A 24,764-nucleotide genomic window follows, 5' to 3' on the forward strand; every position below is an offset into this window, starting at 1 on the left:
CGTCTTACTCATTGAATCAAGAAGTGAATAACACATTATTTTTTTATTATTAAAAATAATTCATGCAGAAGGTTCAAATTTTCGTTACAATTCGCGTTATGCTAAATCCTACCCATCCTTTGTTAGAATCTCTCAATGAAGCCCAGCAACAGGTTGTTGCCGCGCGTCAAACGCATCTCTTGGTATTAGCCGGCGCAGGCAGTGGAAAAACACGTGTATTGGTCCATCGAATGGCTTGGTTAATCCATGTAGAAGGTATCTCTTTGCATCATATCCTTGCGGTTACCTTTACGAATAAAGCTGCAGGAGAAATGCGACAGCGCTTAGAAAATTTATTGGATATCCCTATGAAAACGATGTGGGTAGGTACGTTTCATGGTCTCGCACATCGACTATTACGTCAACATTGGGAAGCTTCGGGTTTACCGCAATCATTTCAAATCATTGATAGCGATGATCAATACCGTATGATAAAAAGAATTTTGCTGAGTTTAAATCTTGATGAAGCACAATGGGCACCCAAAAAAGTGCAATGGTTTATTAATCAGCAAAAAGATGAAGGTATTCGATCGCATCACGTTAAAAACTCGAATGATCCTTATACCAAAACGTTAGTTCGACTTTACCAGTCCTATGAGGAAGTTTGCGATCGAAATGGAGTTATCGATTTTGCTGAACTTCTTTTACGGAGCTATGAACTTTTTATTAAACATCCCGAAATTTTGCATTATTATCAAGGTCGTTTTCAACATATTCTCGTTGATGAGTTTCAAGATACCAATCGCATACAATATGCGTGGTTAAAATTATTGAGTAGCGGAAAAAACTACTTCATGATAGTGGGCGATGATGATCAATCGATTTATGGATGGCGTGGTGCTCGTGTAAAAAATATATATGATTTTACGCACGATTTTCCAGAGCATCAGATCATACGACTCGAGCAAAATTATCGCTCCACGGGTGTCATTTTAGCAGCTTCAAATGCGCTCATTACACACAATGACGGACGCTTAGGGAAAAAGCTTTGGAGTAGTCGCGGTGATGGTGACAAAATAGCACTCTATGGTGCCTTTAATGATTTAGATGAAGCCCGTTTCATTATCAACCAAATCAAGCAAGGTTTAAAAAAAGAAGTGCATGCCAATGACATTGCTATTTTATATCGATCCAATGCACAATCACGCGTACTTGAAGAGGCGCTCATACACGCGCAGATCCCTTATCGTATCTATGGTGGATTACGTTTCTTTGAACGCGCAGAAATCAAAGATGCGCTTGCTTACTTACGTCTCATTGCGAATCGAAATGATGATCCTGGCTTTGAACGCGTCATTAACACGCCAACGCGTGGTATTGGCGATCAAACTTTACAAAAGCTTCGCTTGGAAGCGCGCACGCAAGCACTTTCTTTATGGCAAGCGGCCACGTATCTATTAAACCAACAATGCTTACCTTCACGTGCGGCCAATGCACTCGCTCATTTTATCCAATTAATCGATAAAATGGACGAAGAAATTAAAACATTCAGTTTAGCTGAGCAAACTGAACACGTCCTTTATCAGAGTGGCTTATTTAATCATTACAAAAAAGAAAAAGGTGAGCGGGGTCAAGCCCGTATTGAAAACCTTGAAGAACTTATCAATGCGACGCGACAATTTATTCCTGAAGAGAGTACGCTTTCTATACTTTCTTCTTTTCTTGCCCACGTTGCATTAGAAGCCGGTGAACACCAAGCGAACGAACAACACGCCTGTGTACAATTAATGACGTTGCATTCTGCAAAAGGTTTAGAGTTCCCCTGGGTATTTTTATGCGGAATGGAAGAAGGCTTGTTCCCTCACCATCTCTCTCATGAAGAACCGGGCCGCTTAGAAGAAGAACGTCGCCTCTGTTATGTCGGTATGACGCGTGCCATGCGTAAACTATTTTTAAGTTATGCTGAAGTAAGACGCTTACATGGCACTGAAAGTCATCATCGTCCCTCTCGATTTATTTCAGAAATTCCAAAAGAATTAGTAGAAGAAATTCGTCTACGCACATCGATTATTAGGCCAACACAACCCTTAAAACGAACACAAAACACCACTCATTCAATCGGTGATACCGGATTTTGTATCGGACAAACCGTCATTCATCCCACGTTTGGTGAAGGGACGCTGATAGATGCGGATGGCAAAGGGGAACATACCCGTTTGCACATTAAATTTAATAAAGCAGGTACAAAATGGTTGGTAGCAAACTATGCTAAATTATCCACGAAATAAATCCGCTGAAGCACGAATTCGACGTAATAAAACATAAACCGCTCCTGTTCCTCCATCTCGTGCTTGAGCAGAAGAAAAAGCCAATACCCAGGAAATTTGCGGCAGCCAATAATAAACATGATTTTTTAACTTAGCGCCTGACGATTTAAATTTTCCTTTACCGTGTATAATGCGCACGCAGGTGTAATGGTATTTTTGGCTTTGTAATAAAAAATGATAGACGGCAAACCGAGCTTGATTGACTGTCATTTGATGTAAATCGAGACAGTTGGATGGACGTATATCTCCACGCGTTAATTGTTTAAGTCGCTTATTCTGAACACCGGGCCGATTAAAAAATAATGGCTCATCCGATGTGATATTTAATTCGGTTGGATCACGAAGTATGAACGCGTTTGATCGATTTTCATCATTGAAATCAATTAAACGTGTACGCTTAGGACTATTTTTTTTAGGCTTAGGATTGACGTGAACCGTTGGCGTACGCTTGACATCTTTCATGACTTCTTTAAAAAATGCCCAATCTTCTTTATCAAGCCTTGATTTATTCATAACGTCATCACTCCGTTAAGAAAAAATTAAAAATTTTTAGAGCGTTATACCATTGCATAAAACGATCAGAATAAATTATTATTACGCTAACCTTTAAAGTTTTGGCTGGGAAAATACGTGTTTTTTTCATTGATGAGTCTATGTCGTATTGCAAGTACATTATTGTTAATCGGTCTTGTGGCCTGCTCCAGTCATTCTCGCTTACCCCATCCAGTCTCTCACCAAGCTTTTACTCCCTCTCTTTCGACAATGGGTCAGCATCAACAACCAATTGCGTTGCTCTTACCTTTACACGGTCCTTTAGCAAAAGTGGCTCAGTCAGTTAAAAAAGGTTTTTTTGCTGCCGCCGATGAAAGTGAAACATCGCCTCATATTATTCTCATAGACACGGGTGTTGGGACCTCTATGCAAGCGGCTTATAGTGAAGCTTTGGCAAAAAAAGCGCGAATAATAGTCGGCCCATTGCTTAAATCTCAAGTACAAAACATTGCGAGTTTGCAATCCAGCATCCCTATTTTAGCGTTAAATTATTTAAATTCCGATATTAGTACGCCTTCTGGGTTATATCAATTGGGTTTATCACCTCAGGATGAAGTGCAACAAGTGACACAAATGGCTTGGAACAGTGGTAAGCGTTCTGCAATAATTATCACTGTAAACGGTCATTGGGGGACAGAAATAGGTAAACTATTTGCACAACAATGGCAAGTCTTAGGCGGAATTGTGGTTGATCACCTTGAATTATCAAAAAATCCTTCTAGCGTCACTCAACAATTACGTCATTTTCTTCATTTTAAATCGCCTCATACGCGACGAATGGACTTTGACGTCCTATTTTTAGTCAGTAATCCGCAGTTTGGGCGTCAAATCAAGCCGTTATTAAAATTCTTTTATGCAGGAAATATCCCGGTCTACGCAACGGCATCCATTTATAGCGGCATACCTTCACAACATTTTGATACTGATTTAAATCAAATTATTTTCTGTGCTGCACCGTGGTCTTTAGGGAACTGGATTGAACCCGATCTTTATCAACAGCTGAAGTTGTCTTTTCCTCTCGATTTTAATCGAAATAGTCAATATTATGCATTAGGAGTCGATGCATTTCATATTATTCAGCAATTTGAACGTCATAAGTCTTCGCAAAAAACACTTCAAGGCACAACCGGAATACTTTCATTCAATACACAACGTCGAATTGTTCGTCAATTGCCTTGCGCGCAATTTCATAAGGGATATGCCGTTCCAATCAGTCAATAACCTTTACCATGAACACTCAAAAGTTAGGTCATCATATCGAAAGTCTAGTCCAGGATTATCTACGTCGACAAAAACTTAAACGAATTACCCGTAATTTCCGATGTTGTTTCGGTGAAATCGATTTAATTATGAAAGATAAAAACGTATTGGTTTTTATTGAAGTACGTTATCGACAATCTCTTCAGTTTGGTAATAGTTTAGAATCTATCCATGCAATGAAACAAAATAAAATAATGAAGGCCGCAGAATATTATTTATCATCCCAACGTTTATCCGAAAAAATAGCCTGTCGTTTTGACGTTGTCGGCGTTAAACCTATCACTCAAAAATTACTTGCCGTTTCCAAACTGGACTCCGCTCAAGTAGAATGGATAAAAAATGCATTTCTAGGTAAATCATGAATCTATTAGCCCGTATTAAAACGCATTTTTCTGAAAGCATACGCACCAAATCGGATGCCGCAGAAACACTACCTGAAATTATCTTGACGGCAAGTCAACTCTTTGTTGAGTGTCTTTTAAATAATAATAAAATTCTCGTCTGTGGGAATGGCGGTTCAGCGGCCGATTCGCAGCATTTCGCTTCAGAAATGATTAATCGTTTTGAAACCGAGCGTCCGAGTTTACCTGCGATTGCTTTAACGACAGATACGTCAATCATTACCTCGATTGCCAATGATTATAGTTACACTGAAATTTTTTCTAAACAAATTAGAGCCTTAGGCCAAGCAGGAGACATTTTACTCGTCATTTCAACAAGTGGAAACGCTAAAAATATACTAAAAGCCTGTGAAGCCGCCCAAAGTAGAGGTTTAAAAATTATTGCACTGACGGGTAAGGAAGGGGGTAGCTTAGCAGGGCTATTAAGCTCTACCGACATTGAAATACGTGTTCAGGGCACCTCCACTGCACGAATACAAGAAACGCATTTGTTAATCATTCATTGCTTATGCGACTTGATTGATAAGCAGTTATTTGGTTGATACTGTCATTTAAATTTTTTTGTTCTTAAAAAATAACTCCTACATTAACAACATCTCGGTAGGATCCAATACCTACATTTTGCTTAGGAGGAATCTGACCGTAAACAGGAATTATTTGTTTAATCCCTGTCCCTATTTGAAAAAGCGCATCAACACCAATAACATTGCCCCAATTAATAGTACGTGTTGGATTCTGAGTTAAAATATAGTTTATTGATGCGTGATCAGGTCCTGACATTTGGCGTAACCGAGTCGTTGCGGAATATCCTGATCCTTGATCGAAGGTTATATAATAGGGAATATTTAATGTACAAAGCACTTTTAACCGTGCGGTTGAATTATTAGGCAACGGTGAGTCAGGATTGTAAATTCCAAATAGTAATGGTGTCGCCCGAACGGTGCATCCTCCTACCACATCGACTGAAACTAACATGGATGTCCCCTCATCACTGAATGTCGAAAACGGCAAGAACAAAAAAAATAAAAAAACACTGACATTCAATAAACGCATAATTAACCCCCTTTGTGCTCAACTTTTAGCCACAAATCAAAAATTTATTTTTTATCAAGCCTTAAACTACACAATGAGAAGATGGTTTCGATCCATACAGAAAATTTTTAAAGGAAATTGCTTTTTATTAAGACTAATAGAGGAATAACGGATTATCCAGTAAATCCAGGAGACCGCGTTAATAAGTGACTGAAACCAAAACCGAGTCCGTATACGTTCCAGGTCCAACAGGCTGCAAAGCAGGAACTCGACCAAAAACGGTGTAATTTCGGGTGGTTGACAATCCTATTGAAGTATAAGAATCGCTCACGCTCACAGTTCCTCCAGTGGCATCTCCCCAAATCGAGGTAAATGCTGCTGTCGTATAGAGGTTATAGTTCAAATGCACACCGAGGCTATTCATGAAACGAGGTGTATACGTGGCGCTGTTTCCTTTGGCTAACCGAATGACATAAGACACGCTATATATCACTAATGCAGAGCACGTCACGGCCACATTACCGTTCGCTGTTTTAGGGGTAGGAGAAGTCGTTACATAACTACCAAACGCCACGGCTTGGGTTCCCACTGAACAGGAGCAACCCAAACCGGTACACGCCGCATAGGCGGAACAACTATAAAAATTATAAAAAAATAAAATAATCACATAAAATCCTGTTTGTTTACATTGTTTTAGTAACACTGTACGTCTCCTAATTCGATAATGGGGTCATTGGTCTTCGGTAGACGAACCGAAAAATAATAAATGTGCTTATCCCAGACCACTGAACCTTCTAAAAGATCATTTTTTATTTCAGGAATGTACACTTCGCCTTCATAACCCACTGGGTAACGTTCATCACAAACATTATTATTTATTATGAGTTCGGCACCCACGGGGATAAATTGCCCATTCGGTGTTTTTACATGAAGATCAAGGCCTTGCATACGTTTCACTGAAAATTCAGCAAGAACCCCACTTTTAAAATAAGGAATGATGGTTTGCTGAGTCATACCCACTTGTGTATTTAAAGGTAATGTCGTCGGTTCTATTTCGATGGTATTTTCTTGATAAGGCAATAACTCAGTCACTAAAAAATATCCATTTTTATCTGTTTTACCCATTAATTGGTTTTCGTAATACACCTCTACATTCTGGAAATCAGAAACTTTCACTAAAGCAAAACTTTTTGTTAATTTACGCGCTAAAAAACCGTTGCCGGTAAAATAAATAGCACTACCACTTGCATCGACTTCATAACTGGCTTGGCCACGAGCCTGTCCCATACGTACGGTGTAAGCACCGATTTCATTTTGTAACGTCGCATCAACACCGGCATAATGATTACTGTTGTTGCTAGCAAATAAATTATAGCCGTAGCCTGTACCTAAAGGCGTCGGTTTAGTCCATTGCAACATATCTTGCCATTGATGGTTTTGCCACGTTGTAGAATTCGTAACAAAATGATTGACATCCGGTGCTAAAACTAACGTTAAAAATGCTTGATTCGTCTCTGAATGACGTAAATCTCCTGCAAAACCTAAACTTAAAGAAATATTTTTAAATACATGATGCGTATAAGTCGCTGTCAATAATCGCGCTGTTGGGGTATTTGATATTCCATTCGCCGTATTAAAATTTCGGCTATTCACCATTGTAAAACTCGTACTGAGTGACCCATAATGTTCCAAACTGTATCCCAAGAATAATTGATTCACCATACTCGGTGGTGACGTGTTCGGTTGTACACCCAATTGTAAATAATTTAAAGTTGTTAAACTCGTATTAAAACCATAACTAAGTTGTGGTCCCTGACGAACAAAACCTAAACCCAATAATCCCCCTCCAGTCCCTGAATTATTATGTCCGCCTGCCACAGCAAAAGAGAGTACACCGTAATTATTTAATAAATAATTCGCAGAAAAACCTAAAGTTTGCTGATCAAACAATATTTCGGAATGTCCCCCTAATGTCAGATTAGGCGTAATGCCACGTTGATAGGTCGCCACCGCCAAAAAACGTCCGTAATCATTACTATTCACGCCATAATTATCGCGAATAAATCCTGCTTCATAAGAAAAATCGACTAAATGAGGTTTAAGTAATAGAGGGCTTGCATAATAAGGAAAACTAATCATTTTACTACGGCCCAACACATCTTGCGTCACCACATTCACATGACCTGCTCCTGAGATAACTGGAATGTTATTAAATATATAGGGACCATTATTAACAATATGTTGTTGATTCAAAACACTATTTACAAAAACATCTACTTTACTCGGAATAGAAGCTTCGCCTTTATAACCCGGAAGCGGGAACGTCACTAAATTAGGTTGTGTATTAAAGTTCGTTGCATATTGAATTCCAGCAAAGCGGGCTGCGCCACTCCAAAAAGTTGAGCCCGTGACAGCATCGCCAAATCGCCACGTTGCAATTTTTTCAGGTTGATCGAAAGTCCAGGTTGTATTTAAGCGGATAAGTTTATTTGATTCAGTCGTTAATAACGTAATATTATTAGCATATTTATTATAAGCCAATATATCAGCGGTCCCTACGCCAAAACGATTAAATAATCCTAAGCCCAATAATGCGGAAAGATTCGTCTGATTGATTTCAGCACTATTATTCCTTAAAGCAACGGCATCATAGTTCAGAAACGCACCTGGCGCTTCTGGTCTTAAAGGGCCTAGACGTTTACTCAACGGATCAAATGTTTGAATGTCAAATAATCGCGTAGGAACCGTGATTGCTAACTGCATCGCATACTGATTTAAACGATAACGAACATCAGGGTACCAATCCAGTTTATATAAATTTTCTTTATGATATTTTAAAGGTGCATGCGAAATAATTTGCATTTTCCATAGACGCAGATCATTCTCATCAATCCAGATAGAACCGGATAAATCTTTATAACACCGTGCAATACCCGGTAATAACATTCCATTTAGCTTTATTTCAAGCAACAAGGGGATCATCTCTCGTTTATTTTTTTTCTGTGTTAATGCAGAATTCATTGAACCGTTCTTTTCAAATTCTGCATGACACTCGAGACTTATAAAAAGCATGATAAAACAAACAATGAATACACATTTAAAATTTATATAATGCTGATATTTTATTTTTTCCATTAATGTTTGATCTGATATCCGTATAATTACTATGAGAATCGACTTTTACTATCCAAAAATGAGAGGACCGTGGTAAAATATAGGCGAAAGTCGAGTGCTTTTTCGTTATGGGCTCCGGCGTATTCTTATCGAATAACTGCCATTGATTGACGAATAAAGAAACGTTCCCATCATTATATAAATTCAATTTAAGACGATGAGATCCCAAACGTTTTATTGACCAAATTCCATTTTCAACGCGCTGTTGTGGCTGGACAAACAATGGGAGTGAGATATCCATTAAAAAATAGAGTGTTTGACCTAATTTTTTCTGTTTGGGTTGCTGTACTTCTTTTAAATGGAGTCGATAGGTTTTTTGCGACGCATTATAAGTAGGATGTTTTAACGCAAAACGTATAATCTGAGTTTTATGTGCAGGCAACGCAAACAACGGGGGGTTAATAGAATATCATGAGAAATTTTATAACTATCTTTTCCATTAGGACTTTGTTTCCAATCGAACAAACTTAACTGGAGTAAACTCGTTTCATTTCCTCGATTAGTCACTTTAAGAACCCCAATTCTTTTATTGGGGGCTAATGAGAGCTGAACAGGTGTAATCTCTAAAATAGTAGCGTAAACATTTGAAACCCATAATGCCCCCAAAATATAAACCCATGTTTTGCATATTATTTTCATTTTTAATGAATCCTTTCGTTTTTGTTTAAACTATTTTTTTAGTTCCATCACAAAGAATGCGTTGATTTATTCACACAAGTTAAACGTTTTCCAAATAAAAACCCGATACGCACTTTAAATCAATAAGTAATCGTGATGACGACTGTATCATTATAACTACCCGCCGCAGGTGTCAATCCCGCTGCTATTTGACCATAAACCGTATAGGGTTGAATAACACCCGTACCCGTTCCTGCAACGGTGTCTGTCCCTATCGTTTGACCCCAATTTTGTGTGCGTCCTGAATTTCGAAAAAGCGCATAAGCTAATGAACCTGTCGGTGTACCTGTCATTTGCCGAGTCGTCACGGTCGCACCAGGAAACGTACCAGGCCCTAAAGAAATATTGTAAGTTGTACCGTTGGTGCAGTTTACTTCAACGCCACCCGTCGCATTATTGATAGCTCCGGTATAATTACCGAAATTTACCGAGGTAATATTACCAAAAATACAGGCCGCATTGACGGTCGCATTGATAGGTAAATTGCCAGTGGTTGTCGGCGCAAACGCCGGATGGCTTAGTAATAAAACTAAAAATCCAAAATAAACGTGTTGCGCTTTCAACATAATTGATTTCCTTATCAATAAAAATTTGTTGCACATCGCATGTCTTAAACGAAATTAAAACGTTACGAAAATAGTGACCTGATCCAAATAAGGTCCTGCTTCTACCTTCTGATTACTCGGGATTTGACCATAAATAGCCAGCACCTCTGGGAGTCCTGTTGCAACACGATGCAATGCATTTTGGCCCATTCCATATTTATGTTGATGATTTGCTTCTTGAAAAAGATTATACTCAAGTTGCTGAGTTCCTCCTAATTTCGTTAAGAAACGATGCGCTTCAGTTGCACCAACACCTTCGCCTTTATTTATCTGGATATTATATTCAAGATTGGATAAACACGTAACGGTCATCGTCGCTATCGCATCATCCGGATGAGGGTTCAATGGATAATAATTGGGAAATTTCATCGTTGCAATTGAATTCAACGAACAATTCCCTTTGCCCCCATTTTCATCACCCACCGTTGCCGTCACTGCTAAGGTATTAGACATCGTAAAACCCATTGTTTCTTCAAAAACTAAAAAAAATAAAAAACCCATAAAAAACCGGATTAAAAAACCCATATCCCCCCCTAAAAAAGTAAGCTTTTTTAAATTTTCTGCCTATCTAGTCAATAACCCTTTCAAGTTGCTTATATAACGATTCTAAATCATTTATAATCCTCCATTTATTTTAGTGAATATTTTCTGCTTTAATGAAAAAGGCCTCAGTTATGCTTGAAAAAATAACGAATCAGAATGCCATCGACCTGAGTGAACTCGGACTTATTCGCGCCAGTGGTCAAGACGTCACGCTGTTCCTACAGGGTCAATTAACGTGTGATCTGGAAGAAATTAATGCAGAACAAAGCCGATTAGGTGCTCACTGTGATGCGAAAGGTCGGATCATTGCTATTTTTCGACTATTTTTTTACCAAAAAAATTATTATTTTTTATTACCGCGCACTACACTTCCTCTTCTATTGGCCTCATTGCAAAAATACGCACTTTTTTCAAACGTAGTTTTAGTAGACGTTAGCCAAGACTTTCAAAAAATAGGGATTTATGGCCCTACCCTAAAAAGCCTATTTGAGGCACAGAAATTATCATTCAAAGAAAATGAGATTTTAGAATTGAATCACGTCTTAAGCGTCTCTATTCCCGGCTCCGTGCCCCGTGTTGTCCTACTAGCACCGCTTCATTTTATTCACGTTCGCTTTGAACAGCAGAACATTCATCATTGGCATCTATTGGATATTCTCGCTGGAATTCCGACTATCTATCCAGAAACCAGTGGTCAATTTACCCCTCACCAACTCAATCTTCCAGAATTAGGTGCTGTTTGTTTTCACAAAGGTTGTTATATTGGCCAAGAAATCATTGCCCGCACTCATTATTTGGGAAAATCAAAAAGCAGGCTTTATCGCGTACGTTTCAACGCTCAAAACTCCTTTTTACCCGGAACGCTTCTTTTTGATAGCGCTGAAAAGGTTGAACAAGGTGCATTAATGATGAGTGCCGAAGAAGATAAGAATCGTTATCAAGCTTTAATCAGTTTGCAAACAAAAGCGATTTCCCATACTATCAGGCTAGGGTGTCCTGAAGGCCCGAAATTAGAATTCTTAGAACTCCCTTATTCGACTAACTAGAACCTATTTTATGCGGACATTACAAAAAAAAATACAAGGCTTCCTTTTACTGTTCAGTATCAGTGTTCATCTATTCGCCAATGCTTCGCCACTCCCTCACGATGCACCCAAAACATTGGACGAGTCCCAAAGCAAGGCGATTGAATTTGCAAGACAAGCCGGTAGCATTGCCGGCGTTGCAAGCGCTTGCGGACAAAACTTAGGCGATTTTTCTGCACGGGTAACCGAAGCCATCAATAAGCTTGCGAATGACGCAGCGGATCAAACAGCGGCAGCATTGATCTATCAGCGTACCCGTCAAGAAGCACAAATAGCGGAGAAGAAAAAACAAATAATCCCTTGTGCAAAGGTTTTACACGACTTTCAAAATTTACCGATTATGCAATCAGATTATAAAACGAATGTTATCGCCAATTTAATCCCGTAAATCTTGAAAAAAATAAATTTAATTTTCTATTTGTTGTGGGTCTCGATCACGTATAAAAAATAATAACACTAAAGACAATACAATATAGATGGGCAAAATGCTCAAGGCATGATGGTATTCCACGGAAGAAAAACGGGGTACGCCGGATATCACACCACCGCGCCAATTGGCATCTAATAACTTCCCTATTAAAGGTTGGGTGAGCGCACTAAAGATAATATCGCCTGTATTAATTAAAGCGATGATCGTTGCTGCAACGGTTATTTTATTTAATTCTCTGCCTAATGTGAAACCTAACATAAATGCACTGGTACTAAACCCAAATATAAATAATAAAACGCCCAATAACCAAAGCGGAAACTGATTGATATAAATAATCAATAGACTAGAAATGAATGCAATAAAACCCTGTGTCAACATAACAGAAACCCGTTTATTGATCTTATCTGACCATAACCCTAATAAAGGACTACCTAAAGCCAAACCTAAAAAAATTAAAGAAGCCAATATCGCTGCCTGCGTGTGAGAAACATGATAACTCACCTTGAGAAAAGGAATACACCAAAGACCCGCAAATGCATCGATAGGCGCAAAAGCCAATCCACTATAGAGCGTAATGAGCCAGTTTTGTTTATTATTGAGGACAAGCCAAATATCATGAAATGAAATTTTTTCTACAGACTCCGTTTTCATTAACTGTTTATTATACTTTCCATCGCGAACAAGAAAATAAAATAAACCGGCTAAAATAAATCCGCTCAATGCGCAAAAATATAAACTCTCCCGCCATCCGAAAAGAGTAACCGCAAACGATAAAGGCGCTTGGCCTGCAGCCGCACCTAACATCGCCGCAGTTGCTAATAAACCCCCAATAAAAGCAAATCGATTCGGTTTAAACCATAAACTAGCCATTTTCATATAACTCACTGTCGCAAAGGCAGCACCAATACCCATCAATGTTCTTGCCCATATCGCTATATTTAACGTATCTGTTTTAGAAAAAATAAACGCACCCACGGCACATACCAGAATAGCCATTGTGGTTAATACGCGTGGACTATAACGATCTAACAACACACCTACAAAAAGTTGTGCTATCAAAAAAGAATAAAAAAAGCTTGCCGTTAAATTGCCTAAACCCGTTCCTTGTATCTGAAATACACGCATTAAATCTTCAGTCATAATACTCGGCGAGACTTGCAACATATATTTATAAAATAAAAAGGCTGCCGCTAATGCAATCACTAACCAAGGATAAAAAGGATGGTTCGTAAAATGTTTCTTTTCAATAGACATGAGACACGTTAAATCTTAAACTTCATTCGCGGAGAATTATGGCATTATTAGCCAAATTTTGCACGCCTGATTTTTATCAGATTATGCTTCACGCATTTCAATAATTGTTCATGCTTATTTTTAGATAAAATAAACTAGAAAAATGATATTCTTATGATGAACCGCAATGAATCATTTCATTCGTAAATTATAATGCGCGCGTATAATAACGAAACATTCGCCCCGGTGGCACAGTTGGATAGCGCAGTCCCCTCCTAAGGGACAGGTCGCCGGTTCGAATCCGGCCTGGGGCACCACGTTTGCAAGGCTCTCAACAAAGGTCTTCGAGAAGCAATGAATATTTTATCCATTCAATCACATGTGAGTTACGGCTATGTGGGAAATAAAGCTGCTACATTTCCTTTACAAGCCTTAGGCTTTGAAGTCTGGCCTGTTAACACCGTTCAATTTTCAAACCATACTGGCTATGGTCATTGGCAAGGAAATATCTGCACAGCAAAGCAAATACGTGCCATTATTCAAGGTTTAATCGACTTAGATCACGCAAAACAATGTGACGCCATTTTATCGGGCTATCTTGGCGATAAGGAAATTGGCGCTGTTATCGTTGATACGGTACGTCAATTTCAACGCGTTAATCCTCAGCTGATTTATCTCTGCGACCCTGTCATGGCAACACCCAATGGGAAAGCGTGTTTTGTTAAACCGGATATTCCTGACTTCTTTCGTACCGAATGTTTAGACGTCGCCAACATCATCACGCCCAATCATTTCGAAACAGAATATTTATATGGTAAAAAAATAAATACTTTACATGAACTGAAGCAAGCCGCGAATTTTTTCCATCAAAAAGGAATACGTATTGTCGTCATAACCAGCTTGAATTTAAAAAAAGAAAATAATTTGATGGATAATTATGCTTTCCTTTCAAGTCCTCAGGGCCAGTTTATTGCAACCCGTTCTTCTCCAAAGAGTCCCAGGATTATCAATGGAACTGGCGATCTTTTTTCAGCCCTTTATTTAGGCTATTTCTTATTAAATAACAATGCACTCACTGCGTTCCAATGTGCATTAAATAAAACGCATCAGGTTGTTCAGGCAACACAGATTGCACATTGCCGGGAGTTAAAAATTATTCATACTGATTATAAACAAGTTTCCCCAAATTATGTTATGCTACGGCAAATAGAATAATAGGAAGTTACGCATGAAAGATTATCATTTCTATTTATGGACGGCTTATCTCCCAACCATCACCATTCTTTTAATTAATCTCATAATTCCCCTCGTTCGGTATTATAAGTTACTTAAAAAAAAGAACCGTATTACTTCCTTAATGTTTAAAAAATAATGTTAAAAATCTGGCGGGGAAAAAATTTTTTAGCTTACTTACTATGGCCATTATCGCTTGTATACATTATTATTATTTATTTACGTCGTAAGCTTTACCAGACGCATCTTTTAAAGATAAATTCTCTCTCAGTACCTGTCATTGTTGTTGGGAATATTACTATCGGAGGAACAGGTAAAACACCCGTTGTTATCCGACTTGCCCGCTTTTTAAAAGAGCAAGGCTGGCGTCCAGGGATTATCAGCCGCGGCTATGGTAGTAACACCCAGAATTTTCCTTGTTTCGTCCATCCAAACTGTAATGCACGTGAAGTAGGTGACGAGCCTTTATTGATTGCGCAGCAAACCGGTTGTCCAACCGTTATTGATCCAAATCGTAGTCGCGGCGCTAAGCATTTACTCAAGCGATCAAATTGTAATATTGTCATTAGTGATGATGGTTTACAACACTTAAGTCTCGGTAGAAACCTAGAAATTGTTGTTGTTGACGGCAAGGAACGTTTTGGAAATAATTTTTGTTTACCCGCTGGACCACTCCGTGAGCCTGTTTCGCGATTAAATTCAGTCGATTTCGTTGTCAGCAAAGGAACAACTCAAACTAATGAATTTAAACTCACTTTAATTCCCGATTTTTTTTACCCACTTATTCAACCTGAAAATAAACAATCAATAAACCATTTTCATGGAAAAAAAGTGCATGCCGTCGCTGGAATTGGTAACCCACATCAATTTTTTAATTTATTACGTCAATTAGGTCTTCAGATCATTGAACATTCTTTTCCCGATCATTACTTGTTTAAGCCTCGCGATCTTAATTATGGAGAGGATGCCATTATCATAATGACTGAAAAAGACGCCGTAAAATGTGTTGGTTTTGTGGATACTCGATTGTGGTGTTTAAGAACAAAAACTGAATTAGATAATACCCTTCTCAAGGCTATCCTTCATCGCATTACTTTACTAGATAAAAATCTAAAATCTTCTTCAAGCTAGTTTTTATATCGATGTGTGGTTGCCAGTCCAACCGCTGTTCGGCCTGCTTAATCGAAGGCAGACGACGTTCCACATCTTGATACCCTTTCCCATAATAACGACTTGCACTGATTGTTTGTAGTTTAATTGGCGCTTGCACATAATTGGGATACGTTTTAATGAGGCTTAATAATAATTCAGCTAATTCCCGAATTGAAATATCATTCGCAGGATTACCCACATTAAAAATGGCTTGATCAGCGCAGCCCTTATCATTGGCAATAATTTTTAGTAAACAAGCCATTCCATCATCAATATCGATAAAGCACCGACGTTGTTGTCCACCATTGACGAGTTGGATAGGCTCACCCCGTAAGATATTCCCAATAAATTGACTGACAACACGAGAACTCCCTGGCTTAGGATTATGCGGATTATCCAATTTCGCGCCCACCCAATTAAAGGGCCTAAACAGTGTATAGCGTAATTCATTTTTTAATCCATACGCATGAATGACTCGATCTAAAAGTTGCTTACAGCATGAATAGATCCAACGCGATTTATGAATAGGTCCTTGTACAAAATTACTGGTTTCTTCATCAAATAGTTCATCGGTGCACATTCCATAAACTTCTGAGGTTGAAGGAAAAACAATACGTTTTTTATGTTGAACACACTGGCGAATGATGTTTAGGTTCGCTTCAAAATCAAGCTCAAAAATAGCTAACGGATTTTTAACATAATGGGCAGGTGTCGCAATAGCCACTAAAGGTAAAACAACATCACAGGCGTGAATCTGTTGACTTATCCATGCATGTTCCCAATTCATATCCCCTTTTTTAAAAATTAAACGCGGGTGTTGAAGAAATTCACTAATATTATTATCCGCTAAATCAAGGCCAATCAGATCCCACTCGGTTTTTGTTAAACAGTGTTCAAGGAGATGACTCCCAATAAAACCATTAATTCCTAAAATGAATACTTTTAAGCCCATATTTCATACTTCAGCTAGTTATATTTTTAAAAATGGAATACTATAAAGTTGGACGCTAAAAAGCGAATACTCTACTTAATTTATGCAGAACACTCAACTATTAACTTGGGATAGCCATATCCTTGGGATATCGGTCGCCAAGATTATCTGCCCTAAACTCAACTCAAAAGAACTTTATCACTCCTTACAAAAACTTAAAGAAAAGGGCATCCAACTTGTCTATTGGTGTATAGATAGTCATGACTCTAGCGCTCAACACGCTGCCAGCTTCTGCCGAGGTTTTTTAGCCGATGAAAAAATAACGTATATCCAAGAATTAAAAAAAAAATATGTTCCTTTATCGTTTCCCTACCAAGATGTTGAAGTGTATGGGTCTACTCAAGCAAATTCCGAGCTGGAACGCATTGCTATAGAAATCAGTAAATCTTCAAGGTTTCGTAATGATCCCAAATTAACCACCGAACAGACGCATCAGCTTTATAAACACTGGATTAATAATGCGTGTCAAAAAATAGTTGCCAACATCGTGCTGGTCATTAAAAACAATACGCATCATATCATCGGCATGATTACGATTGATGAGAAGCAGGGGCGAGCCGATTTAAGCTTAGTCGGTGTTCATCCTGCTCACCAAGGCCAAGGCATAGGAAAACGTTTAGTGTGTGCCGCGACTGATTGGAGTCTTCAACACAATTATGAGATTTGCCAAGTCGTTACTCAGAAAACGAATCTTAAAGCGCAAAAACTCTATGAAAGTTGCGGTTTTAATGAAGAAAAAAGAGAATATTTTTATCATTTTTGGCTCTAGTTTATTCTAAAAGTGCCAAATGACCGGACCGACCCGCTATCTTCCCCTGTGTTAAGTTTAAGATTGGAATTTCCTCCGGATGGATTAACGTTTCTCTTGCAACTGTATTCAAGGTTTTAACTATTATCCCTCGATCCCGTGCTTTCCAAAGAAATTTTTCAAAAAAATCTAAATATTTCATGCCCTCTATTTCAGCATGAATGGTCAAGACATTCACCCTATCAGAGCGTAATAAACTTAAATAATAGTCATCCAGTGTGGCCAATGGAAATTCCGGACGTCCGATGAGTTCATCCAAAGTCGGTAAATTCGTTGGGATCTGCAATGTCTTATAAATTTTTTCATTGATTTTAGGGTATGCAGGATGAGTGCCACGCGTATCACTTGCGTATAATAGATTTTCATCATCATAAACGGCTAAACTATGGGCATTAGCCTGCCAGCCTGCTGCTCCGGCCGTTTTTGCTTCACGGGAAAATATCCGTTTAAATTCAAGTGAGGCTTTTTTAAATTCGAGAGCCACTTCTTTTTTAGACCAGGTATGCACATGATCTTGCCAGCGAACATGATCATAACAATGAATTCCAACCTCATGACCTGCACGTTCAGTTTCATACATTATTTTAGCGCAACGTTTACCGATATGCGGTCCAGGCCATAGTATCCCATTAAGCAAAGTACGCCACCCGTAAATAGAAACAACATTGCTTCGTGAAACTTTTCTAAGAAACCCACTACGAAAAATACGCTTAATAGCGCGTCCCGTATTATCAGGTCCCAAAGAAAATAAAAAGGTAACGGAAATTGCATATTTTTCAAATAACCTCAGTAGATTAGGAACACCAAGACGAGTTCCTCGTTCGGTATCCACATCCACTTTAATGGCCATTACCTGAGTTTGCGGAGAACGCATGGTCACTATCCCTCTTGGGTTTCATCAATAATTTTCTTAATAACATAACGTGGACGATTTCGTACTTCTTGATAAATCCGTCCAATATACTCCCCCATAATCCCTAAACCCGTTAATATTATTCCCATCAATAAAAAGGCAATCGCAAATAACGTAAATAAACCTTCAACTTCAGGTCCAATAATCAATCGTCTTACAAATAAATAAACGACAAAAAAACCACTTAAAACTGCAATAAACAATCCAAGCATCGTAAAAATCTGTAAAGGGAGTAATGTAAAATTAGTCATCCAATCAAAATTCAACCGTAACAAACGATACAGATTATATTTAGATTCGCCTGATTGCCGCGCATCATGCGCCACTTCAATTTCAGTGGGAGATATCGAAAGCCTATAGGCTTGTGCTGGAATAAATAAAGACGTTTCCTTACTCGCTATCATTAAATCAATGAGCGACCGTCGATACGCTCTCAACATACATCCTTGATCGGTTAAATAAATTTTAGTCATTTTATAACGCAACCAATTATTTATTAATGATGCATAACGTCGAAAGAAAGTATCTTGCCGATCTGTCCGTATTCCTCCCACATAATCATGTCCTTCTTCAATGAGTGTTATTAATCGAGAGATTTCCTCCGGAGGATTTTGGAGATCAGCATCTAAAGTAATAATTATCTCTCCTCTTACCCGTTCAAAACCAGCCATCAAAGCCATATGCTGACCAAAATTACCGTTAAAATGAATGATGCGAATTTTTTCAGGTTGTCTCTTTTGTAATTCATTCAGCCTCTCATAAGAATCATCCTGGCTTCCATCATTCACTAAGATAATTTCATAGGTTTTATCGATTTTATCTAATGTTGTCATTAATCGTTGATAGAGCTGTTCTAAATTTTCTGATTCGTTATAAACAGGTATAACCACGCTAATATAGGGTTTATTCATGTTTCCGTCCTCTTTTTAATGATAAAGACTATTATTTTTTTCTAAATGATTCGTTAGTAAAACATTTTGTGGCGTTTTTGCAATCAAATAAATCAAATATTTTTTTTGTTTACTCAATTGTTGGTAAACTTCTTTGTTCGTTATCATATAAATATGAGTCGAGCTATTCCATGTTGGCCAGAAATTAAAGTCTTTTATTGCCCAATGGCGCATCGATTGATGCCGCATACCGAAACCTAATTCTCCATCAATATTAACGGTGATGACGCGCCGATTGAGATAAAAAGGCAAATCTTGATAATACTCGTAGTAAACGACTACTTTATCGTTTGGTTTTAGTAAAGGGTTGAGTTGTATGACGAGTGGTTTTATCGATCGGGTATCCTCGTACGGAATTCCATTAAAAATAATCAAAAAACTGATTACATTACCCACTGCTAGCGTCAAAAATGCCCCTTCTAATTTTTTTTGAATGACCAGAAAACTTGCTATCAAGCTACTGAATAAAAAAACACGATAACTCGCTATCAAGAAAAACTGAGCGGTTTGGGAAAGTATGATAAAAGAATTTTTGGTTAAGCCCACGAAACCAATTCCTCCCAAACCTAATCCTATCCCAGATAAAATAAAGTAACCCCATTTTATATCGGGTTTTTCCCAATAAGTAGAAAAAAAATGACCTGTTAACAGTGCTAAAGCAGGGAAAATAGGTAACACATAAGGGATTAATTTGGAATGTGAGAAAGAAAAGAAAATAAAAATTAAGCTTATCCACAGTAAAAGAAAAATAGAATTATTTTTTTTCTTAAGTTCATTTCTACTTCTAGGAAAGTGACTCCGTATTGCTTGAGGTAAAAAACAGATCCACGGTAAAAATCCAACCATTAAAACGGGAATAAAAAACCAATCGGGCTGATAACGTTTTGCAATGGACGTGGAATACCGCAAAAATTGCTGATCAATAAAATAAAATTGAAAAAATTCAGGATTTCTGAATTGAACTAAACTATGCCAAGGTAAAACAATGATGAAAAAGAGTAATAACCCGCTCGGAATAAAGCATTTTTTTAACCAATACCATTGATTTAAAACTAAAATCCATGTCCCTACAATCATCATTGGAAAGAGTATGCCCACTAAACCTTTAGTAAGTACCGCTAATGCTGAAAATACATACGCGTTATAGAATAAGCATCGACGACTGAACCCCGGTGGCTGATTCGTGGCCATTAAAAAAGAAAGTAAGCTTACGGATAAACACACGGTCAAGGTCATATCAAGCGTTACCAGCCGTGCTAATGAAAAATACAACAAACTAGACGCCAGTATAATGGCGCTTAATAGTCCTGTTCGTCTTTCAAAAAGTATTCGACCTGAAGCATAAACGAATAAACAACCTAATAAGCCTACAAGAGCATTCGGCAAACGCACAGTCCATTCACTAATCGGTGCAAAATATTGATTTCTTTTAGATTGATTTAATTTTTTTTCTAATTGAATAATCCACGGATTTAAAACGCTAATCGAACCGGCTTGTAACCAGTAAACTAAAGGCGGTTTTTCAAAATATTTAACCCCATTTAAATGGGGGGTTACGAAATCATGCAATACTAACATTTCACGAGGTATTTCTGCATATCTTCCCTCATCAGGCACGCTTAATGGCCTCGTCCCCAAAAATAAACCAAAAGCAAATGCGATACCCACTGCCAATAAAATTAAATCAACATACCAACTTTTTTTATTGGAATTTTGGAGATTACTTAACATTTTTATCCGATCTATTGAATTAGCGTTGAAAAAATCACATCATAATGGTGTAATATTACTTACGATCGAAACAAACGTGGGCTTAAATTCAATAAAAAACTATGGAAAAATTCTCATGAGGGAACGTTTTTCAATGTGCCCTTAACAGACTCCCTCAAATTTATAACGGTTCTAAAGAGGAAAAGCAATGCAACAACAAAAGATCGCAGTCATTTTGTCAGGGTGTGGCGCCTTAGACGGCAGTGAAATTCATGAATCGGTATTGACCCTACTTGCTTTAGATCGTGCTGGGTTACCTTATCAATGTTTGGCGCCCTCTATTCCTCAAACACGTGTCGTCAATATGGAAACAGGTAAAACAAAAGAGCATATAGAACGCAATGTGTTAGAAGAATCCGCACGGATCGCACGTGGAAAAATTAAACCTATTGATTGCGCGAATCCTGAAGAATATACCGGCCTGATCGTCCCAGGAGGCTTTGGCGTGGCGCTCAATTTGTGTAATTTTGGCTTAAATAAAGAAAATTACACCATTCAACGCGATGTCTTTCATTTTGCAAAAAGCATAGCCGATGCAAAAAAACCGGCTGGTTTTATTTGTATCGCTCCGATTTTAGCACCAAAACTTTACCCCGCGGGGATTAAAATAACCCTCGGGAATGATAACCCCACTGCAAAAATAGTAGAAAAATTAGGTGCTCAACACATTCCTTGTGCCGCAACGGCGTGTGTTGTCGACAAAACCTATCGCATCGTCACCACACCCGCTTATATGTTGGCCTGTTCAATTCAGGAAGTCGCTCAAGGCATTGAATGCTTAGTAAAAGAACTGAACAACCTATTATGAAATGTATCTTCCTCTTCTCATGAATGAATCTCTCAGACCCATCCGCAGTTTTGTCCGTCGTCAAAAAAAACTCAATAAAAATCAGCAAATTGCCTTCGATGCCTTATCACATCAACACTTATTATCCACCTGTTTAGATTTTAAAACATTATTCGAACGAGAAGCCTATACGATTTTAGAAATTGGTTTTGGTATGGGCGAGAGTTTACTGCAACAAGTTTTACACTATCCTGAAAATAATTATTTAGGCATAGAAGTCCATCGTCCTGGAATTGCATTCATGCAAATGCACATTGAAAAATATAAGCTCAAGAATATTAAAGTTTTTTATGCGGATGCCGCTGATGTTTTAGCACATTTTATTCCTAAACATAGTTTAGATAAGGTCCAAATTTTTTTTCCTGATCCTTGGCCAAAAACGCGACATCACAAACGACGGTTAATACAACCTCCATTTATTAACCTGTTGCGTGAAAAACATAAATTAGGTGGAAAATTACACCTTGCTACCGATTGGAAAAATTATGCTCAACATATGCTAAGAGTCATGGAAAATTCGCATCAATGGAAAAATCTCGCAGGAAAAAATCAATTTATGAAAAGACCCATCACACGACCACTCACTAAATTTGAAAAACGTGGCCAACAGTTAGGCCATTCAATCTGGGATCTTATTTTTTTAGCGATATAAATTATAAAAAGATTTTTATATAAATAAACTCACTAAATTATTATAAAAACGTTTACCCAATTCCGTTGTTTCAATAACCGTCGAATCATATGTCAGTAATCCTTGGTCATACGCGTGTTGTAGTAGGGCTTCAATACTTGAAAAAGTGAGTCCCGTTCGTTGTTGAAATAATTCAATTGGAATCTTTTGGTGGAGTCTTAACGCATTGAGCATAAATTCAAACGGTAAATCTTTATCTAAAATAATTTTTTCTTCCGCTAAAAAATCATTCTTTTGTGCTAAATAAGCCTTTGGATTTTTTAGTTTCCGAGTTCGTCTAATTATTTTTTTTTCACAGTCAGTTATTTTACTATGTGCCCCTGCCCCAATACCGATATAATCACCGAACTGCCAATAATTTAAATTATGGACACAGCGATAACGCTTCTTGCTCAATGCAGAAATTTCATATTGTGTATAGGCTTTTTGTTGAAAATATTCTTTGCCTTTCTCTTGTAATTCCCATACTTCCTCTTCAGTAGGGAGTTGTGGCGGTTTTAGATAAAATTCAGTATTTGGCTCAACCGTCAGCTGGTACCACGAAATATGGGTTGGCTCTAATAAAACTGCTTTGCGTAAATCCTCAAGACCTTCCGTTAGACGTTGTTGGGGTAAGCCATGCATCAGATCAAGGTTAATATTCGTAAAGCCCGCAATTTTAGCAGCTGATACGGCTTTAAAAGCTTCATCACCGTTGTGAATACGCCCTAGAATCTTCAATTTTTCAGTTGAAAAACTTTGTATACCCAATGATAGCCGTGTAATTCCTGCTTCACGATAGCCCGAAAAATGCGAGTAATCCGTCGCCCCTGGATTAGCCTCTAACGTAATTTCAATATCCACAGAAAATTCTAAACGTTTCGCAAGCTCCGTTAATAAATAATTCAATGCCTCCGGTGAAAATAAACTAGGGGTTCCCCCACCCATAAAAATGCTCAGGATTGGGCGATTACATATTTTTTCAAGATCCTGCTCTAAATCATTTAACATCCTATTCATATAATTTTTTTCAGGTAATGCTGTTACTAACGTATGTGAGTTAAAATCACAATAAGGACATTTTCGAATACACCAAGGAAAATGAATATATAAAGACAATGGCGGTAGGGTTAGCATATTAAAAATTTCTAAAACGATCCTCTTAAAAAGCATTTTTCGTTCTATCTCTGCCTTAAGAAGAGCCTTAAATCGCTACTATAGCACGGGTAAACTTAATTTTTGCTTTAATAGATAAAAATTTTCCCAGGGATCGCGTTTGAGAGAAGCGAATCGCTTGGGCAAATTTTTGAGCGTGAAGGTATCGGATTTAATGCGAACATTTAATTCATCCCACGATAAAGGCGTCGCTATCGATGCATTGCGCCTCATTCGAGTTGAATAAGGCGCAATGCTACTGGCTCCTCGTTGATTACGCAAATAATCTATAAAAATCTTTCCCGTGCGTTTTGCCTTATTCATATGAGCAACGAAAAGCGATGGATTTTGCATGGCCAAATAATTAACAAAGGTCTGTGTAAATACTTTCACTTTATCCCAGCGATATAATCGCTTTATAGGAACGACAACATGCAAACCTTTACTCCCGGTTGTTTTAACAAAGCTGTGCAAGTGAATTTTCTTTAAATGTTCTTTAACCAAAAAAGCAGCTTCAATAACCTTCTTCCATTCAAGATTCATTCCAGGATCAAGATCAAAGGTTATAAAATCAGGCCGTTCTATGCTGTCAATTCGACTAGACCAGGGATGAATCTCTAAAACATCTAATTGTATTAATTCTATTAGACCCCATTTATTTTTAATATAGAGATACGGCTCTGACTGACTTGTCTTATCTGTCAAATGGATTGCATAGACGTGCTTCGTTTTAGTGGTTACGTGTCTTTGATAAAAGCATTTTTTCATTTGACCTTGGGGACATCGAAGTAAGGTTAATGGACGGTTGATGATAAAGGGCAATATCCACTTTTCTATTTTTTGATAATAATGGGCTAAATCTAATTTAGTAATATTGGCATCAGGGTACAATATCTTGTCCGGATGAGACAAATGAACATTTGCGTTGACCTGCCTATTGGCTTGATCCCGCATTTTTTTACTATTTATCGTCATC

General features: G+C 37.9%; 26 protein-coding genes and 1 tRNA gene. 13 read left to right on the plus strand and 14 right to left on the minus strand.

Annotated features, from left to right (window positions below; translation table 11 throughout):
• Nucleotides 1-98: 98 nt before the first annotated feature.
• Nucleotides 99-2,267 carry a DNA helicase II gene (uvrD, locus tag RICGR_RS05680; protein ID WP_006035249.1) on the plus strand — a complete coding sequence of 723 codons (2,169 nt, stop codon included), beginning with the start codon at nucleotides 99-101 and terminating at the stop codon, nucleotides 2,265-2,267.
• On the opposite strand, the gene RICGR_RS05685 is transcribed toward uvrD, so the two are convergent.
• Nucleotides 2,253-2,819, minus strand: a complete 567-nt coding sequence (locus tag RICGR_RS05685) for a Smr/MutS family protein (RefSeq protein ID WP_006035503.1) — start codon at nucleotides 2,817-2,819, stop codon at nucleotides 2,253-2,255. The two genes, uvrD and RICGR_RS05685, sit on opposite strands and share 15 nt — an antisense overlap.
• A gap of 117 nt (nucleotides 2,820-2,936) precedes the next feature.
• Between RICGR_RS05685 and RICGR_RS05690 the strand changes: the two genes are divergently transcribed.
• From RICGR_RS05690 to RICGR_RS05700, 3 genes are read left to right on the plus strand one after another with little or no spacing between them, the layout of a single operon-like run.
• Nucleotides 2,937-4,079: a penicillin-binding protein activator gene (locus RICGR_RS05690; protein WP_240992233.1), complete on the plus strand. Its 1,143-nt coding sequence runs from the start codon at nucleotides 2,937-2,939 to the stop codon at nucleotides 4,077-4,079.
• A gap of 8 nt (nucleotides 4,080-4,087) precedes the next feature.
• On the plus strand, nucleotides 4,088-4,480 hold the full coding sequence (locus tag RICGR_RS05695) for a YraN family protein (RefSeq protein WP_006035523.1): 393 nt from the start codon (nucleotides 4,088-4,090) through the stop codon (nucleotides 4,478-4,480).
• Nucleotides 4,477-5,061 carry a phosphoheptose isomerase gene (locus RICGR_RS05700; protein WP_006034773.1) on the plus strand — a complete coding sequence of 195 codons (585 nt, stop codon included), beginning with the start codon at nucleotides 4,477-4,479 and terminating at the stop codon, nucleotides 5,059-5,061. The genes RICGR_RS05695 and RICGR_RS05700 overlap by 4 nt, the downstream gene beginning before the upstream one ends.
• Before the next feature lie 25 nt (nucleotides 5,062-5,086).
• On the opposite strand, the gene RICGR_RS05705 is transcribed toward RICGR_RS05700, so the two are convergent.
• From RICGR_RS05705 to RICGR_RS05735, 6 genes are all read right to left on the minus strand, one after another.
• Nucleotides 5,087-5,572: a Csu type fimbrial protein gene (locus tag RICGR_RS05705; RefSeq protein ID WP_006035027.1), complete on the minus strand. Its 486-nt coding sequence runs from the start codon at nucleotides 5,570-5,572 to the stop codon at nucleotides 5,087-5,089.
• A gap of 178 nt (nucleotides 5,573-5,750) precedes the next feature.
• Nucleotides 5,751-6,254, minus strand: coding sequence for a Csu type fimbrial protein (locus tag RICGR_RS05710; protein ID WP_006034934.1), 504 nt, complete (start codon nucleotides 6,252-6,254; stop codon nucleotides 5,751-5,753).
• Entirely contained in the window at nucleotides 6,245-8,572 is a 2,328-nt protein-coding gene (locus RICGR_RS05715; RefSeq protein WP_006034984.1) for a fimbria/pilus outer membrane usher protein, read from the minus strand. The genes RICGR_RS05710 and RICGR_RS05715 overlap by 10 nt, the downstream gene beginning before the upstream one ends.
• Before the next feature lie 76 nt (nucleotides 8,573-8,648).
• Nucleotides 8,649-9,116 carry a fimbrial biogenesis chaperone gene (locus RICGR_RS05720; RefSeq protein ID WP_275113645.1) on the minus strand — a complete coding sequence of 156 codons (468 nt, stop codon included), beginning with the start codon at nucleotides 9,114-9,116 and terminating at the stop codon, nucleotides 8,649-8,651.
• Nucleotides 9,117-9,483: 367 nt separating this feature from the next.
• A complete protein-coding gene (locus RICGR_RS05730) occupies nucleotides 9,484-9,969 on the minus strand; it encodes a Csu type fimbrial protein (protein ID WP_006035603.1) in 486 nt (161 codons plus the stop codon).
• Nucleotides 9,970-10,023: 54 nt separating this feature from the next.
• Nucleotides 10,024-10,533 (minus strand): Csu type fimbrial protein, encoded by a 510-nt coding sequence (locus tag RICGR_RS05735; protein WP_006035491.1) that lies wholly within the window; start codon nucleotides 10,531-10,533, stop codon nucleotides 10,024-10,026.
• Nucleotides 10,534-10,682: 149 nt separating this feature from the next.
• Between RICGR_RS05735 and ygfZ the strand changes: the two genes are divergently transcribed.
• Nucleotides 10,683-11,597 (plus strand): CAF17-like 4Fe-4S cluster assembly/insertion protein YgfZ, encoded by a 915-nt coding sequence (gene ygfZ / locus RICGR_RS05740; protein ID WP_006034894.1) that lies wholly within the window; start codon nucleotides 10,683-10,685, stop codon nucleotides 11,595-11,597.
• Between the two features lie 10 nt (nucleotides 11,598-11,607).
• On the plus strand, nucleotides 11,608-12,024 hold the full coding sequence (locus tag RICGR_RS05745) for a hypothetical protein (protein WP_006036011.1): 417 nt from the start codon (nucleotides 11,608-11,610) through the stop codon (nucleotides 12,022-12,024).
• A gap of 18 nt (nucleotides 12,025-12,042) precedes the next feature.
• Here RICGR_RS05745 and RICGR_RS05750 read toward each other — a convergent pair whose 3' ends face one another.
• Nucleotides 12,043-13,320, minus strand: coding sequence for an MFS transporter (locus RICGR_RS05750; RefSeq protein WP_006034692.1), 1,278 nt, complete (start codon nucleotides 13,318-13,320; stop codon nucleotides 12,043-12,045).
• A gap of 219 nt (nucleotides 13,321-13,539) precedes the next feature.
• Between RICGR_RS05750 and RICGR_RS05755 the strand changes: the two genes are divergently transcribed.
• The 4 genes from RICGR_RS05755 to lpxK all read left to right on the plus strand — a co-directional run bounded on the left by RICGR_RS05755 (nucleotide 13,540) and on the right by lpxK (nucleotide 15,663).
• Nucleotides 13,540-13,616: transfer RNA gene (locus tag RICGR_RS05755), tRNA-Arg, on the plus strand.
• Nucleotides 13,617-13,653: 37 nt separating this feature from the next.
• Nucleotides 13,654-14,514 (plus strand): pyridoxal kinase PdxY, encoded by an 861-nt coding sequence (gene pdxY / locus RICGR_RS05760; protein ID WP_006035171.1) that lies wholly within the window; start codon nucleotides 13,654-13,656, stop codon nucleotides 14,512-14,514.
• 13 nt (nucleotides 14,515-14,527) lie between these two features.
• Nucleotides 14,528-14,671, plus strand: a complete 144-nt coding sequence (locus RICGR_RS08145; protein WP_006035949.1) for a hypothetical protein — start codon at nucleotides 14,528-14,530, stop codon at nucleotides 14,669-14,671.
• On the plus strand, nucleotides 14,671-15,663 hold the full coding sequence (gene lpxK / locus RICGR_RS05765; RefSeq protein WP_006034922.1) for a tetraacyldisaccharide 4'-kinase: 993 nt from the start codon (nucleotides 14,671-14,673) through the stop codon (nucleotides 15,661-15,663). The genes RICGR_RS08145 and lpxK overlap by 1 nt, the downstream gene beginning before the upstream one ends.
• Here lpxK and RICGR_RS05770 read toward each other — a convergent pair.
• The gene (locus tag RICGR_RS05770) at nucleotides 15,623-16,636 is read right to left on the minus strand and encodes a bifunctional UDP-4-keto-pentose/UDP-xylose synthase (protein ID WP_006035584.1); all 1,014 of its coding nucleotides are present in this window, start codon (nucleotides 16,634-16,636) and stop codon (nucleotides 15,623-15,625) included. The two genes, lpxK and RICGR_RS05770, sit on opposite strands and share 41 nt — an antisense overlap.
• 82 nt (nucleotides 16,637-16,718) lie before the next feature.
• Between RICGR_RS05770 and RICGR_RS07535 the strand changes: the two genes are divergently transcribed.
• A complete protein-coding gene (locus tag RICGR_RS07535) occupies nucleotides 16,719-17,444 on the plus strand; it encodes a GNAT family N-acetyltransferase (RefSeq protein ID WP_006034928.1) in 726 nt (241 codons plus the stop codon).
• 1 nt (nucleotide 17,445) lies between these two features.
• Here RICGR_RS07535 and RICGR_RS05780 read toward each other — a convergent pair whose 3' ends face one another.
• Genes RICGR_RS05780 through RICGR_RS05790 form a run of 3 tightly spaced genes read right to left on the minus strand, consistent with a single transcriptional unit; the run spans nucleotide 17,446 to nucleotide 21,077 of the window.
• The gene (locus tag RICGR_RS05780) at nucleotides 17,446-18,357 is read right to left on the minus strand and encodes a 4-deoxy-4-formamido-L-arabinose-phosphoundecaprenol deformylase (protein ID WP_006035153.1); all 912 of its coding nucleotides are present in this window, start codon (nucleotides 18,355-18,357) and stop codon (nucleotides 17,446-17,448) included.
• A gap of 5 nt (nucleotides 18,358-18,362) precedes the next feature.
• Entirely contained in the window at nucleotides 18,363-19,307 is a 945-nt protein-coding gene (locus tag RICGR_RS05785; RefSeq protein ID WP_006035777.1) for a glycosyltransferase, read from the minus strand.
• A 15-nt stretch (nucleotides 19,308-19,322) separates the two neighbouring features.
• Complete coding sequence (locus RICGR_RS05790) at nucleotides 19,323-21,077, minus strand: glycosyltransferase family 39 protein (RefSeq protein WP_006035345.1); 1,755 nt, start codon at nucleotides 21,075-21,077, stop codon at nucleotides 19,323-19,325.
• A gap of 187 nt (nucleotides 21,078-21,264) precedes the next feature.
• Between RICGR_RS05790 and elbB the strand changes: the two genes are divergently transcribed.
• Nucleotides 21,265-21,924 (plus strand): isoprenoid biosynthesis glyoxalase ElbB, encoded by a 660-nt coding sequence (gene elbB, locus RICGR_RS05795; protein ID WP_006035824.1) that lies wholly within the window; start codon nucleotides 21,265-21,267, stop codon nucleotides 21,922-21,924.
• A 19-nt stretch (nucleotides 21,925-21,943) separates the two neighbouring features.
• The gene (gene trmB / locus RICGR_RS05800) at nucleotides 21,944-22,615 is read left to right on the plus strand and encodes a tRNA (guanosine(46)-N7)-methyltransferase TrmB (protein WP_240992234.1); all 672 of its coding nucleotides are present in this window, start codon (nucleotides 21,944-21,946) and stop codon (nucleotides 22,613-22,615) included.
• 15 nt (nucleotides 22,616-22,630) lie between these two features.
• Here trmB and hemW read toward each other — a convergent pair whose 3' ends face one another.
• Both hemW and ligD read right to left on the minus strand, forming a co-directional pair.
• The gene (hemW, locus tag RICGR_RS05805; RefSeq protein WP_006035596.1) at nucleotides 22,631-23,806 is read right to left on the minus strand and encodes a radical SAM family heme chaperone HemW; all 1,176 of its coding nucleotides are present in this window, start codon (nucleotides 23,804-23,806) and stop codon (nucleotides 22,631-22,633) included.
• 42 nt (nucleotides 23,807-23,848) lie between these two features.
• Nucleotides 23,849-24,763, minus strand: coding sequence for a non-homologous end-joining DNA ligase (gene ligD / locus RICGR_RS07725; RefSeq protein ID WP_240992235.1), 915 nt, complete (start codon nucleotides 24,761-24,763; stop codon nucleotides 23,849-23,851).
• Nucleotide 24,764 lies beyond the last annotated feature (1 nt).

This window comes from Rickettsiella grylli (assembly GCF_000168295.1).
In the GTDB taxonomy this organism is placed as follows: domain Bacteria; phylum Pseudomonadota; class Gammaproteobacteria; order Diplorickettsiales; family Diplorickettsiaceae; genus Aquirickettsiella; species Aquirickettsiella grylli.

Bases quoted from the DNA above. Each gene is read 5' to 3' on its own strand.
- trmB (WP_240992234.1), top strand. From the start codon at position 21,944: ATGAATGAATCTCTCAGACCCATCCGCAGTTTTGTCCGTCGTCAAAAA.
- RICGR_RS05730 (WP_006035603.1), bottom strand. From the start codon at position 9,969: ATGTTGAAAGCGCAACACGTTTATTTTGGATTTTTAGTTTTATTACTA.
- hemW (WP_006035596.1), bottom strand. From the start codon at position 23,806: ATGCTTTTTAAGAGGATCGTTTTAGAAATTTTTAATATGCTAACCCTA.
- RICGR_RS05745 (WP_006036011.1), top strand. From the start codon at position 11,608: ATGCGGACATTACAAAAAAAAATACAAGGCTTCCTTTTACTGTTCAGT.
- pdxY (WP_006035171.1), top strand. From the start codon at position 13,654: ATGAATATTTTATCCATTCAATCACATGTGAGTTACGGCTATGTGGGA.
- RICGR_RS05700 (WP_006034773.1), top strand. From the start codon at position 4,477: ATGAATCTATTAGCCCGTATTAAAACGCATTTTTCTGAAAGCATACGC.
- RICGR_RS05785 (WP_006035777.1), bottom strand. From the start codon at position 19,307: ATGAATAAACCCTATATTAGCGTGGTTATACCTGTTTATAACGAATCA.
- elbB (WP_006035824.1), top strand. From the start codon at position 21,265: ATGCAACAACAAAAGATCGCAGTCATTTTGTCAGGGTGTGGCGCCTTA.
- ygfZ (WP_006034894.1), top strand. From the start codon at position 10,683: ATGCTTGAAAAAATAACGAATCAGAATGCCATCGACCTGAGTGAACTC.
- uvrD (WP_006035249.1), top strand. From the start codon at position 99: ATGCTAAATCCTACCCATCCTTTGTTAGAATCTCTCAATGAAGCCCAG.
- RICGR_RS05790 (WP_006035345.1), bottom strand. From the start codon at position 21,077: ATGTTAAGTAATCTCCAAAATTCCAATAAAAAAAGTTGGTATGTTGAT.
- ligD (WP_240992235.1), bottom strand. From the start codon at position 24,763: ATGACGATAAATAGTAAAAAAATGCGGGATCAAGCCAATAGGCAGGTC.
- RICGR_RS05705 (WP_006035027.1), bottom strand. From the start codon at position 5,572: ATGCGTTTATTGAATGTCAGTGTTTTTTTATTTTTTTTGTTCTTGCCG.
- RICGR_RS07535 (WP_006034928.1), top strand. From the start codon at position 16,719: ATGCAGAACACTCAACTATTAACTTGGGATAGCCATATCCTTGGGATA.
- lpxK (WP_006034922.1), top strand. From the start codon at position 14,671: ATGTTAAAAATCTGGCGGGGAAAAAATTTTTTAGCTTACTTACTATGG.
- RICGR_RS05695 (WP_006035523.1), top strand. From the start codon at position 4,088: ATGAACACTCAAAAGTTAGGTCATCATATCGAAAGTCTAGTCCAGGAT.
- RICGR_RS08145 (WP_006035949.1), top strand. From the start codon at position 14,528: ATGAAAGATTATCATTTCTATTTATGGACGGCTTATCTCCCAACCATC.
- RICGR_RS05750 (WP_006034692.1), bottom strand. From the start codon at position 13,320: ATGTCTATTGAAAAGAAACATTTTACGAACCATCCTTTTTATCCTTGG.
- RICGR_RS05780 (WP_006035153.1), bottom strand. From the start codon at position 18,357: ATGCGTTCTCCGCAAACTCAGGTAATGGCCATTAAAGTGGATGTGGAT.
- RICGR_RS05715 (WP_006034984.1), bottom strand. From the start codon at position 8,572: ATGAATTCTGCATTAACACAGAAAAAAAATAAACGAGAGATGATCCCC.
- RICGR_RS05685 (WP_006035503.1), bottom strand. From the start codon at position 2,819: ATGAATAAATCAAGGCTTGATAAAGAAGATTGGGCATTTTTTAAAGAA.
- RICGR_RS05770 (WP_006035584.1), bottom strand. From the start codon at position 16,636: ATGGGCTTAAAAGTATTCATTTTAGGAATTAATGGTTTTATTGGGAGT.
- RICGR_RS05735 (WP_006035491.1), bottom strand. From the start codon at position 10,533: ATGGGTTTTTTAATCCGGTTTTTTATGGGTTTTTTATTTTTTTTAGTT.